This window comes from Edaphobacter modestus, from assembly GCF_004217555.1.
Taxonomy (GTDB): domain Bacteria; phylum Acidobacteriota; class Terriglobia; order Terriglobales; family Acidobacteriaceae; genus Edaphobacter; species Edaphobacter modestus.
On the sequence record NZ_SHKW01000001.1, the window covers coordinates 3,018,428 to 3,031,098 of the forward strand.

Annotated in this window: 5 protein-coding genes; 1 reads left to right on the forward strand and 4 read right to left on the reverse strand. The window is 56.5% G+C overall.

The window, feature by feature from the left end; genetic code table 11:
• The first annotated feature begins 4 nt into the window (after positions 1-4).
• Positions 5-2,290, forward strand: coding sequence for a PAS domain-containing protein (locus BDD14_RS12700; RefSeq protein WP_130419125.1), 2,286 nt, complete (start codon positions 5-7; stop codon positions 2,288-2,290).
• Between the two features lie 2 nt (positions 2,291-2,292).
• On the opposite strand, the gene BDD14_RS12705 is transcribed toward BDD14_RS12700, so the two are convergent.
• From BDD14_RS12705 to BDD14_RS12720, 4 genes are all read right to left on the reverse strand, one after another.
• Positions 2,293-4,323, reverse strand: a complete 2,031-nt coding sequence (locus BDD14_RS12705) for an ArnT family glycosyltransferase (RefSeq protein ID WP_165420051.1) — start codon at positions 4,321-4,323, stop codon at positions 2,293-2,295.
• 55 nt (positions 4,324-4,378) lie between these two features.
• A complete protein-coding gene (locus BDD14_RS12710; protein WP_130419127.1) occupies positions 4,379-5,059 on the reverse strand; it encodes a Fe2+-dependent dioxygenase in 681 nt (226 codons plus the stop codon).
• A 95-nt stretch (positions 5,060-5,154) separates the two neighbouring features.
• The gene (locus BDD14_RS12715; RefSeq protein WP_130419128.1) at positions 5,155-7,743 is read right to left on the reverse strand and encodes a TonB-dependent siderophore receptor; all 2,589 of its coding nucleotides are present in this window, start codon (positions 7,741-7,743) and stop codon (positions 5,155-5,157) included.
• Between the two features lie 1,074 nt (positions 7,744-8,817).
• Positions 8,818-12,411, reverse strand: coding sequence for a TonB-dependent receptor (locus BDD14_RS12720; RefSeq protein WP_130419129.1), 3,594 nt, complete (start codon positions 12,409-12,411; stop codon positions 8,818-8,820).
• Between the last annotated feature and the right edge of the window lie 260 nt (positions 12,412-12,671).

Here is a 12,671-nt window from a genome sequence, read left to right on the forward strand (position 1 = left end):
TTCTATGTCGAACATGCGCGCGATCCTGAGCGGCGTTCCTCCCGACCGGCGAAGTCTCCCACGACGGCAGGAGGATGCGCGCAACGAGCAGCACTCGCGTCTTCTCCTCCAGATTCCTGATGGAATCCTCTGCATCGGCCGCGACTGGCGAATCACCTTCGCGAATCCTGAAGCCATCAGAATCTTTCAGATCGACCCTCGTCACCTCGAAACCCTCTCCATCTGGGAGACACGTCCGGCGATGGTCGACACGGAGCTCGAATCTCAGTACCGCTCCGTAATGGAGACCGGCCTCCCCTGGCATCTGGAACACTTCAGTGCTCGCTGCGACCTGTGGCTCGATCTGCATGTTCTTCCGATGACAGAAGGGATCGCCGTTATCGTGCGGGACATCACGGATCGCAAGGGCGCGGAACTTCTTCGCGATTCGGCCTCCCGGCAGCTGCTGCAGGTACTCGAAGCTACAAACGATGGCGTTGTCAGTGTCAACCGTGACGGCGATTTGACCTTTCTCAATCGACGCGCGCGCCAGTTACTTGCGGTCAAAGGAGATCTTCTCGGCAAGAACATCTGGAGGGAGTTTCCCTTTGTCAGGGAACACGGCCAATACAAATACCACTTCTCGCGTGCGATGAACGAGGGCGTCGCTGGCGAGTTCGAGGATTTTTACCCCGAGCCGCTGAACCTCTGGCTCTCCATTCAGATTCGCCCTTCCGACGAAGGTGCGGTCATCTTCTTCCGCGATATCACTGAGCGCCGGGACTCCGATCTCGCCCTTCGACGACAGGGGGATCTGCTCTCTGTCGTACAACAAGCCGCACGCGTCGCCACATGGGATGTCGATCTCTCCACCGGAAGAATCACCTTCGGAACCGGCTCTTACCCCGTCTTCGGCCACTCCTTCGAGGAGCTTCCCGATCTGCGGGCGTTCCGCGCGTATGTCCCGTCCGAGTATCTCCCGATCATTGACGACCTTCTGCTTGAGACACGCCAGACCGGCGAGATGATCGTCACGGACTTCCCTATCCGGGCGGCAAACGGCTCTCTACTTTGGATTGAATGCCGCTGCCAGGGAGTGATTGTGGACGGCGTCGCGACTCGCCTTCGTGGCCTCTGCATCGACATCACCGATCGGAAGAGAGCCTCCGAGATTCTGAAACAACGGCAGGAAGAGACAGAACGACAACGCTCTGAGCTTGAGATCATCTATCGAACCGCTCCCATCGGCCTTGCCCTCTTCGATCCCGTCGAGTTCCGGTATCTGCGCGTCAATGACAGGCAGGCCGAAACACTCGGCCTGCCCGTCGAAAAAGTTCTAGGCCGTCGCATTATCGAGCTCGCCCCTCTAAAGGGAATCGAGGAGATCTTTCGACAGGTCGCAGCCGGCAAGACCATTCGCAATCACATCTTCGAAGGCGAGCTGCCTACGCGCCCCGGTGAACACCGCTTCTGGAATGTCAACTACGCTCCCCTATTCAGTCCCGAAGGCAAAGTCGAGGCCATCGCTGCTGTCATCCAGGAAGTCACCAATCAGAAGAAGGCGGAACTGGCTCTCATTCAAAGCGAGAAACTCGCCGCCGTGGGGCGTCTGGCCAGTTCTATCTCACACGAGATCAACAATCCTCTCGAAGCGATCACAAACCTCTTTTACCTCATCGACACCTCGGAAGGATTACCTCCTGAAGTCGCCCAATATGTCCGCATTGCCCAGGGCGAACTCTCGCGAGTCTGCCAGATCGCGACGCAAACGCTTCGTTTCCATCGTCAGGCCGTAAGCGCGACCCGCGTCACCGCCAAAGATCTGGTTGACGCGGTCCTTAACCTCTATCACGGACGCCTGCTCAACTCAGGCATCCAGGTCGAGACCGACTTTACAACCTCACACCCGATCCTTTGCTTCGAAAACGATATTCGACAGGTGCTCAACAACCTGATTGCCAACGCCATCGATGCCATGCGTCAGGGAGGACGGCTTGTCGTCCGTGCCCATGAAGCGACCGATCATTCCGCCGAGGATCATTCGAGAAAAGGAATCCGGATCTCCATCGCCGACACGGGACATGGCATGTCGCCTGCAGTTCGAGCGCGACTCTTCGAGCCCTTTTATACGACCAAGGAGCTCAACGGTACCGGTCTCGGTCTATGGATCTCCTCAGGCATCGTCGATCGTCATCAGGGCAAGCTCACTCTACGCAGCACCGATCATCCGGTTCATCACGGTACGGTCTTCGCGCTGTTCCTTCCTTGTTTTGAGGAAGTTCAGCAGCCACTTGAAACATCGGAAGGCTGAATTCAGGATGCAGGTCCTCCCGGAATCTTGCTTTTGATGCGAGCCTCCCATGTCTCCCTGGCATCAGGCTCCATCGTCGCGATAACTGTCAATGCATGCGTGTAGGCAGTTCGTGCCTCTTCGTTGCGCTCCAGAGCCTTCAAAGCATTCCCTAAAGCCTCCTGCGTTCGCACAGCTTCGGGCTCGATGGCCACAGCCTCTCGCGCCTCGAGCAGCGCCGCGTCCGGCCTCTTCTGCTCCAGTAAGTCGGTGGATCGCTGCACATGGCTTAATGCAGAAGCCAGCGGAATCCGAAACGTCCCTTCAAACACCAGTACCCCATCTGCGATCGAAGCGTCCGGCTTCAATTTTTCAAACTCACGATAGGGATTCAGCACGCTCGAACCATATTCAAAGCCGTTCAACGTTCCCGCACTGATCAAGACTGGCCCCGTAATCTCGACCGCAACTGGACGCGGCACGTTGGCTGCGAAGGAATCCGGTGTGGGCAGCGGCTTGCAGGGAATCCCATAGTCTTCCGCGCGCAGAAACGGGTCTGCAAAATAGGCGAACCAGCAGTCTTTAATCCCCTTGCGATCCGTATATCGCTTCACTGCGATCAACTGCTGTGCCCAGTCAGTGTTCGAGTCCGTCAGGTATTTGTAAGTCTGCGAAGGACCTCCCCACAGCTCATTCGCGTAAGCCATGTAGTTCGGATAGACGCTCACCGAAGAGACGATATGCAGCAGGAGGAGACCGCCGACTGCATAACTCCATCTGCGATTCCATTCCCGCGCATCTACAGCGGGTTGTATCCATGCCCACGCCCCGCCGGCAACGAAGACACTTAGAAACACCCAGACCGGCAAGATGTGCCTCGCGCCGATATTCAGATGTGACGTCATCGCGACCAACAGGTAAAACCCGGGGGGAATTGTCAGAAAGAGAATCTCGCGCCACCGGCGAAACCGTCCCACAACGATAGCCGCGACAGCTATCGCCAGTAAGGCCATGAACGCGATCGTCGACTTGATTGCAATCACAGCCGGGAAGTAATACCAGATGCCGTGCGCATACACCTTGCCGAAGAAGTAACTCGGCATGCCGTTGGCCATTGAACGGACGTCCGCCAAGCCATACAGATACGACTCCGGAAGAATTTGCCACTGGGCAAGGAACAGAATTCCTCTTGCCTCAATCGGCCGCAGCGGCAACACATATTCGGTGAGCGACGGATCGAGCCGCAAACCATCGGGACGGGCGTTGTAACGAAAGCCATAAAAGGCCCACAGCACAACCAACGCCACAACCGTTATTCCCGCCAGCGCTCCCACCATGCGCAGCGCCCGCTTTTCTCTTGCTTCTCCATTGAACCTGAACGCCACCTCACAGCCAGCCAGCAACGCCAGCATCGGTAGCAACAGAACGGTGGAGTGTTTCGCCGTCAATGCCAGGCCTGCCGCGAAACCGGCAACGAGGAGCCGAGCCATCGAAGCGTGCCGGCAATAGCGATAGAACGCATAGATCGCAGCCAGAAAAAAACACGAAGCTGCTGCGTCCGTCGTGACCAGGGCACTGTGTGCCAGTACGTTCGGCTCGAAGACCAGCAGCGTTAGCGCGAGAAAACCTGCAGCCACGCCGAACATCTCAGCGGCCACTGAAAATACCAGCAACGCCAGCACCAGCGAGATGACTCCCGAGAACATACGCACGCGAAACGTGAGTGACTCGGCGCTGTACTTTGGCCCGTTGCCAAAGAGCATGTCACGCCCATCCAGATATGCCTCTGTCTTGAAGTATCGGTGCTGGTCAGGAGGAACATACAGCGGTAACCCCAGCAACGGAATCGTAGCCAGCATCTTCACCAGCGGCGGATGCTCTGGGTTATAGCCATAGTCGTGCGTCTTCCACGACATGTATCCGGAGAAGATATGGTCGCCCTCGTCCCACGTCAGCGATTCCTGACGAACTGTCGTCACCACCTCAAGCGCGAAGACCACAAGCAGGAGAAAGACACCTCCAAACACAAAACCACGTCGCGTCTGCTCTCTCATCGATCTCACAGGTTACGCCATCTTAAAGCAGAGTCTTCCCGTTCGCACAAGGCACTTACATCTCCGCCCAGCGGCGCAGCAGGTTGTGATAGACCCCCGTCAAGTTCACACCCAGTGGGCTACCCGGAAGCTCGATTGCGAGCTTTTGAATCGTCTGGTCGAGGTCAAACAGCATCGTCCGGTCCCCATCGCTGCGAATCATGCTTTGAATCCAGAAGAAGCTCGATACCCTCGCCCCACGCGTTACCGGCTCCACCTTGTGCAGGCTCGTCGCCGGATATAAAACCAGATGCCCTGGCGGCAGCTTCACGCTATGGGTACCGTATGTGTCTTCCACGATCAGTTCACCGCCGTCATACTCTTCGGGCGGAGTCAGAAACAGTGTCGCGGACACATCGGTGCGAATCCGTTGTCCTGATGGAACCACAGACCGGATCGCCGTATCCACATGGGTTCCGAATCGTGCACCGCCACGATAGCGGTTGAACATCGGCGGAAACACGCGAAACGGCAGAGCCGCGGACATGAACACCGTCGACCGTGCCAGTCCCTTGAGCACGACATCGCCCAGCTCCAGCGCCAGCGGAGATGCCTCCGGCAGCTGCTCATTGTCCTTCACGCGCTGCGCCTGGTAGCCCGCCGTAACCTTGCCATCCACCCAATCCGCGGCATCGAGCTTCGCCCGCATCTGTGCCACTTCCGCCGCATTCAGGATGTCCGGAATCGTAATCAGCATAAAAACCGTTCCCTCTATATAAGAACTCTTACACAAAAACAGGTGGCGGCGGAGAGAGGAGACATTCCCTCCGCCGCCACGTCTCGTCCCCCCGCCTAAAAGTGCATGTTGAATCCGAACTGAGCGTTGAATCCCTCGCCGGGAATCAGGTGGTTCGGGTGCGGTTGGTCGATGTAAAACTTGTTGGTTAGGTTGATGAGGTTCGCCTGGAAGTCCAGCCGGTCGTTGATGGGCCTGCGAAGCATCATGTTGAAAATCCAGTAGCCATTGATCGACTTGAACGCCATCGGGGTCTGAGAAACCGGCGCGAGATTTGACAGGGGCACCGCCACCAGGGCCGTCGAGCTTGCGCGGCGCGGCCCCAGGAAGTTGCCGCCGAATCCGCCCACGAACCGCCATGGAAGATTATGCGTCACCCAGAGGTTCCCCGAGTTCCTCGGTACGTTCGCCAGCGGGAAGTTGTTCGGCGAAATGAAGTACGGGAAGATACCGTAGATCGGATCGTTCGGCTTGTACAGCGATCCGAACGGCGATGCGTTCAACACACTCTGCGTCACAACGCCATTCAAATACGCGTAGCCCAAAATGACGTCGAAGTGCGATGCCATGTGACCGAGCGCACCTATCTGAAAGCCCTGGACGCGCTGACTACCGACGTTCAACACCTGCGTTGTGTCCTGCGGATTCGTCTCGTACACGTTCGTCTTGTTCGTCCTGAAGTACGCTCCGCTCACATTCAGCCTGTCGTTCAGCAGGTCCCACTTCGTGCCGGCCTCATAGGTCTCGTTCTCCTGCGGGTCCTGCACGGCGTTGTTCGCGCTCAGCGAGAGCGACTCGGCCGACGGATTGAACGAGGTTCCATAGTCGAAGTAGATGCTTCCGTTCCGAGCCGGCTTGACCACGACGGCCGCGCGATAGGTCGGCTGCTGAATCAGCTGCGAAAGCTGGGGAGACGTCGCCGTCGGATCGACGAAGGTGTAGAAGTAGTCGAAGCGAACGCCGCCGGAGAGCTGCAGCCACTGGGTCAGCTTCAGAGTATCCATACCGGAGACGCCGTACGCATTCGACGTGACATACGTGCGCGCTCCCACCGTCGGAGCAGGCAGCGGATCCTGCGCATTCGGATTGATCACCGGAGTAAAGATGGTTGCCGGGTACGAAATGCTCTGAGGCCGCGAGCGCTCCCGCCCACCTTCAGCCGTCACGACAAAGTTGTTCTCGATGCTCTTGATCTTCAGGCGCCCAATCATCTGCGTCTGCTCCCAAAGAATGTCTTCGGTCGAGTTGCGCGTGATCACGTTTCGCCGCGCCAACACATTGGCCAGCGGCGTATTCACGTTGTAACAGGGCGTCGCGGCCGTCGGCGAACAGGTCGCCGTCGCCACTCCATTGATCACGGAGAGTGTGGGATTCGTGTTGATCTGCGGCTCGACGACCCGTACGTCGCGGGGGTAGTTGCCCCAGCGCAACGTTGACCGCAACACAAGCCCGTTCGAGAAGTCGTGCTCGATCCGGCCCGTCACGATATCCGGATTCGTGTTCAGGTGGCTGTCCGTCGCATAACCATAGAAGGTGCTGCGGTCAACCCTCGCGCCGGAAACACCGAGGTACGGAATACCGTAGTCCGGAATGCTGTCCTCGCTCTCGTGGAGATAAAAGATTCCACCGTGCGTCGGCCGATTCAGACCGAAGCTGATGCCGGGCGCGATTCCGAATCGCCGCGTCTCCGCATAGTCGCGCTCCGCCACCTTCGACTGTGTGCCCACCACGTTCATGCGGAAGGCCGCGCCGGGAATGAAGTCCGTCAGCGGCTCATTCACATCGGCCGTCAGGCGACGCATCTGGTTGGTTCCAAGCTGCAGCGTCCCACGGATAATCTCGTGGTCCACCGGCATCTTCGACTCCTGGTTGACGACACCACCCGTCGATCCGCGGCCGAACTCCACACTGGCCGGGCCCTGCAGCACTTCGATCGCCTCGTAATTGAACGCATCGCGGTAGTAAGAACCGAAGTCACGGATACCGTCGATGAACATGTCGTTGCGCGCCGAAAATCCGCGAATCGTCAGGTTATCGCCCTGGGCTCCGCCTTCGCCTGCGGCGATGCTCACTCCAGGAACATTGCGCAGGCCATCGCGAATCGTCGTCGCCGCCTGCTCCTGCATGATGAACTGCGGAACCACATTCACGGTCTGTGGCGTATTCGTCAGCGTCTCGGTAAACTGCGCCAGGCCGATCGAGTTGGGCGACGTCGAAACATCCACCGACTCGCTGGCTCGAAGCCCCACCACCGCGTTCGACTCATCCTCGACGTGCGCACTCAGCCCGGTCCCGGCCAGCAACAGGCGCAGGCCTTCCTCATCGGTAAACGCACCCGACACGCCCTTGGTCTGAAATCCTGCCAGCGTCCCCTGCGGAAGATCCACCCGAATATGCATGCCGGTCTGCTGCTCGTAGGCCTTGATCCCGTCCTCGAGACTGCCTGCGGCGATATTCAGCCGCTTCACCGGGGCATTCGACGCTGGAGGCACGGCAGCGGCAGCACCGCTCTCGCTCGACTTGACGGCCGCCTGCGCGGAGTGGCTCGTCCCCATCACCGTATACGCTGCCAGAGTTCCTACCGCCAGCCAGCTCTTCGACCCCGCAAACCGCCTCAGGTTTCTTCTTCTTGCGTCGTTTTTCATCTTTCCTTCTCCCTTGCTGGCCCGCTCCGCGACAAAAAAAACGCACAAAGGGGCAACAACCGCTCACACCGTCTTCGGGCCATCTGCGCGAAGCGGTGACTACTGACTAAAGCAATGGAAGGAAATGGACAGGAGCTGCGTTGATAGCAATCAACCGCGCTCCTATAATCACAACAATCTTCTGTCCTCTGACAGATAGATCCACAGATCCTCGCGGTCTCCGCCAAGAGATAAAACCCGCGGGGATCTGCTCTTCCACTTCACTTCACCGCTGCTGGATTTCCTGAGCCTAACCTGCGAACTCCTCGAAATCTTTTGATCCATTTGCCGATGCTTGAAATATAAGACAAGATGAGTCCGATATCAATAAAAATATACGACAAAAAAGGTCTTAGATAGAAACTTTTTAAAAATGGCGCTATTCGCACACATCGCGCTCTGCTGATCTCTTAGGAATCGTCTCAGTTCAAAAGGGAGAGGTTTTCGACGCCTGCTGTGCAAGGATTAGTCACAGAATTGCTCATCACTTTGAAAGTAGTTTTGCAATTATTCGAACCCATGCCAATGTAGGCTAAGCGTAGGAGTTAGCCCGATGAAAGTAACATCGCATAACACGATGCGTAGGTCGCCACAGACGATTCAGTTCGTCATGGGTGATCGCCGGGCACTCGATCTACCCTGGCTGTAACCCTTCAGTGTCTCCTACGCTAGCTATAGCAATCCAACTTACGGAGTGGTGAAGAGCACAGTTACTTCGACTGTTACCGAGCCGCACTGTTCTCGCAATTCCCTCAGTAAAACTTCCTTCTTCTGCCCGAACGGCAGGGATAGAAACCCACTTCCCTTCCGTTTCTCGCCGCGGCGCGTCATGCACCGCAGTGGGAACCGATGCTCGAGCACGCCATGTACCGCTCGCTCGAGGGACGCGAAGCCGGTGAAGAAGTCGCGAGCTGGAACACGCGCAGACGGAGTAGCGTAACCAACGCAGCGATCGGCAAATCAACACCGGTGCGCAAAACAAAGCGGCGGAGAGCATTATGCTCTCCGCCGTTCCTCCATTGAGAGGAATACAGGTTAGAAGTTGAGCTTCAACTGGAACTCCGTGCTGCGAGCCCCACCAATGTTCGATGTTCCCGAACCACGCTGATAACGGTTGATATCGTGGTCCGCAAAGCTATTCGGACCATTCAGAAGGCCGCTTATCGCAGAAGGTCCACCAGCCGCAGTGGTCGTGTTCGCCAGAGTACCGTTGATGTAGTTTTTGAAGTTGGAGAAGTTCCCGATGTTATAGAACGCAATCACCGGAACCAGGGACATCCCCTCCCGCAGGCGGTTGAGCCGGATAGGATATCCGAAGCTCATATCGATGTTCCGGTAAAAGGCATTGTCAGGTCCGTGAGCTTCCTGGAGCCGGGCAATCGGCTGCTGGGTGGCCTGCAGAGCGCTCAACTGCCCTTGAGTAAAGAGACCTGACGAAACCAGCGCCTGACCTGCCGGTGTCAACTGCCCCGCACGAGTAGCGTTGTACTGATCGATCAGCTTGTTGAGGTTTTTGCCCTTGTACTCGTGCATGAAGTAACCAGGGTTGGTTCCAGGAACTATGTCTCCCACGGTTCCGTCACCGGTAACATCCGACGAGAAGATGGCCCCGGTTTCACTTCCACTGATTCCACCGATGTCGAGATTGAGATCATTGGCGGCCGCTGAGTAGAAGTGGCCGATAAGGCTAATCTGCGGACCATACTTCAGGGTTGCTGAGCCACCAATATTTATCTGATGCGTGTGATCCAGACCGTTCCGTCCCATGTACTGGGTGGGATTGTCATAGTCATACGAAGGCGAAGCGAAGAACTGGTCACCTACGCCTGTATTGCCGACGTTGTTGGCTGGATTTGCGGTGCTGACAATCTTTGAAAGCGAGTACGAAATCTGCAGATTCGAACTCATAACTCCCGGGAGAGGGTGTGCCGCCTGCTGTTTGAAGACCACCTGTAACGCATCATAACCGGAACGGCCAACTGGCAGTAGGAAGAGACCCTGGCCAAGTGCAGGATTGACTCCAGGGAACGCCGCTCCCGGCAAATGCTGACGAGACGCAGGGAAGCCACCAAGGAAGGCCTGTCCAGAGTCCAGTCCGTTCGATGCAAAATCTGTAATCGTTCCGCCGTTGTCAATGACACAGTTGATTGCATCCGATCCCGCCCTTCCAGCGCACGGGGTATAGGAATCTGCTGTAGCCGAGATTGCAGCCGCAGCATTGGCTCTATTCAAAGTGCGCGCCGCGCCTACATGGTTTACATCGACCTGTTGAGAAATCTTCAAGGTCGAGTTATGCACGTAATCGACCGTGAGAATGGATCCCCTAAAGATCTCGCGCTGAATTCCGGCATTCCACTGTTCAGAATAGGGAGTGCGATAAGGAGCAGCATAGGCTCCTCCTACAGTCAGAGTATTACCAACATAGGTTCCATTACCCGCCGGTCCTACAGCTTGCGTTGCCGCCTGATACTGATTCTGAAGATTGATAAAGTGCTGACCAGCCTGGCTCAAGGGCTGAGAGCAGAGAGTGGCGATCGAAACGCCTCCATCGCCTGTGAGGACTGTGCCATTTGGCAAAGCCAGTGTGTTCGAACCTCCACAGATGAGTTGACTGTTATCGTTGAACAGACCCGTTTTGAGCAGGAACGAACGAGCATTCGTCGTGTTATTGAACACGACGCTCTCGTAGAAGATACCGAAACCAGCGCGAATGACAGTCTTGTGATCGCCGGGGCTGTAGGCGAAACCGATCTGAGGACCGAAGTTGGAATATGGCTGATGGACCTTCTGGCCGTAGCCTGGCGCGAATTGATCGAGAAGGGGTGCGCTACCTGTGCACGGAGCAGCCACCAGGGCTGTGTTTACGTCAGAGCACAGTGGCGTGGCAAGATCCTGATTCGCACGGCCCGTATCCACACTCCAACGAACGCCAGCAGTCAAAGTGAAGCTTGGGGTTACTTTCCAGTTGTCCGAGACATAAGCACCTTGGCGCCAATCCCAGGTTCCGCCGCCGGGCAGTTTAAATTGAGGAATTTCAGTGAAATATCCCTGCCCGTTACCGAAACGTACCTGGTTAGCGAAATAGCCATTCAGCGGATCAGAGGGGCAAGGAGCCGCACCGGGAACGCCGCCGCAATTTGCCAACAACGTTGACGCAGCGAGATTGGCTCGTGGCGCCAGGCCGAAGAAGCTCGCGAAGCCTCCGCCCAGAATGTGGTTCAGGCTGTAGCCGTAACGGATGTTGTGGGTGCCCTTCGTCCAGCTGCCGTCATACCGAGCCTGCTTGTCCGACTGGTAGGTATTCTGCGGAGAGTTGACGTTCGGCCCCGAGAAAAGACCCGCCGTCGTAAGTCGGAAGTTCAGCCCAGGAAATCCATTGTAGACATTGTCATTCCCGCTTGTCCCGTCGACCAGTAGATTATGAAACTTCTCATAGCTGCCACGGAAAGAGTGAGTGAAGTGTCCAAAGGAAAAATCGGCACCGCCGGCGATTCCCGGCGTGTTGTCCCGGTTGTTATAAATGGAATAGCCAGCGCCAAAATTCGAGCTTGAGCTGTTGACGTTATAGTTTCCGCGAACGAAGTAATGTCCACCAAGCCAGCCGTTATAGTCCAGGCGAGCCGTCGAATACGTCTCCCGATAAGGAGAAGGAATCGACGGGAAGGCTGACTGAATCGCTCCAAAGGTCGGGGACATCGTGATCGAAACGGGCGACTCCTGCTTGATGCGCTCGGAGTTCGCAAAGAAGAACAGCTTGTCCTTGATGATTGGACCGCCGATGCTTCCACCAAACTGATTGCGCTGGAACGGTGTCTGGATACCGCCGGCGGTTCTCGCGAAGAGAGCGCGATAGTCCTGGAAGTTGTAGAAGGCCTGCCCGTGGAAGGAATTCGTACCAGAGGCGGTTGAGACCAGAACCTGACCGGTCGACGTCACATCGCCTGAGACGTCCTGTGTGGAGCGGTTGAGCTGGAAATCACCGATCGAGCCCTGGGAGACGTTAAAGATGGTCGTTCCGACGGTCTCGTCCGTGATGTCCTGGCCGTCAAGAAGAATCCGGGTGGTACGGCCCGAGACGCCACTAATCGAGAGCGCTGAATAACCTGCCTTGGTAGGGTCGAAGGACTCACCACTCTGCAAAATGACCCCCGGCTCAATCTGAGCCAGATCGAGGAAGTTGCGTCCATTCACCGGCAGCGAATCGATCTGCGCCTTGGTGATAACGTCACTGACACCGGCCTGCTCCGTATTAATCTGCAGAGCGCCCGCGTTCACCTCGACGGTAACATTCGATTCACCGATCGACAGCTTGAAGTTACCGCTGGTTGCCGTTCCAGTACGAACCACCGTATTGACCGACAGGGTTTGAAAACCCGAGGCTACAATCGTCACCTGATAGTTGCCCGGAGTCAGTGGACCCACGCTGTAAAAACCAGCGGCGTCCGTCCTAAGCGAGCGGGTGAATCCTGTGTCGGTGCCCTTAATCGTTACAGCCGCGTTTGGCACTACAGCGCCGCTCGAATCCGTGATCGAGCCTTGAATGGCTCCACCCGTCTGTGAAATGACCTGCCCGAAACCCAGAGCCGACATCGAGATCAGCACCAGCAAAAGTCCAAATATTTTTTTCATTAAAACTCCTCGTACGCCTGCACAGTCACCGATCGCTCCTTACCCCTGTCATAGCAGGTAAACGCATGAGTGCTGGAAGGCTGTTCGTGGAGCTATAAGGCATTTCACGGGCCATTTCTGGCAACCCGTCACAATTGATCCAAGGTCTTGTGTTTCACACTCTTAGAGAATGCGCCATTGTATCATTAGATTGATACGTTTATGTTTTCTTATCATCAAATTGACTAACGAATACAGAAAACCATATTCATCGCCAAATC

What these genes read in the sequence shown, in the direction of transcription:
- BDD14_RS12715 (WP_130419128.1), bottom strand. Translation starts at nt 7,743, where the DNA reads ATGAAAAACGACGCAAGAAGAAGAAACCTGAGGCGGTTTGCGGGGTCG.
- BDD14_RS12720 (WP_130419129.1), bottom strand. Translation starts at nt 12,411, where the DNA reads ATGAAAAAAATATTTGGACTTTTGCTGGTGCTGATCTCGATGTCGGCT.
- BDD14_RS12705 (WP_165420051.1), bottom strand. Translation starts at nt 4,323, where the DNA reads ATGAGAGAGCAGACGCGACGTGGTTTTGTGTTTGGAGGTGTCTTTCTC.
- BDD14_RS12710 (WP_130419127.1), bottom strand. Translation starts at nt 5,059, where the DNA reads ATGCTGATTACGATTCCGGACATCCTGAATGCGGCGGAAGTGGCACAG.
- BDD14_RS12700 (WP_130419125.1), top strand. Translation starts at nt 5, where the DNA reads ATGTCGAACATGCGCGCGATCCTGAGCGGCGTTCCTCCCGACCGGCGA.